The following is a 261-nucleotide window of genomic DNA, read 5'->3' on the forward strand; positions in this document are numbered from 1 at the left end:
TTCGATGCCATTCATGTACTCTTGCAGCTGTTCGTATGATGCTTCAGATAGCACTCCATTCTCTACAGTAATTGCAGCCGGCACATGCCGCCCTTGTTTAAAGTACAGATAGTTCAGTTCTTCAGCTTTACGGGCACCGTACATATTGACGATGTTACCAATCCAACGAGGAACACCATATGTACCGCTGCCGATCTTGAAATGAATGACTTCGCTTGCTACAAGATTAGAAGGAGTTTCATCACTATATTCTCCTGTAGC

1 protein-coding gene is annotated in these 261 nt (G+C 44.1%); it reads right to left on the reverse strand.

What is annotated here, in order from left to right; all coding sequences use genetic code 11:
* Window positions 1–261 (reverse strand): hypothetical protein (locus R0J87_RS21700; protein ID WP_498888895.1); only part of this gene is annotated, 261 nt, incomplete at both ends.

The sequence above is a fragment of the Halomonas sp. SIMBA_159 genome, assembly GCF_046536035.1.
Taxonomy (GTDB): Bacteria; Pseudomonadota; Gammaproteobacteria; order Pseudomonadales; family Halomonadaceae; genus Vreelandella; species Vreelandella venusta_A.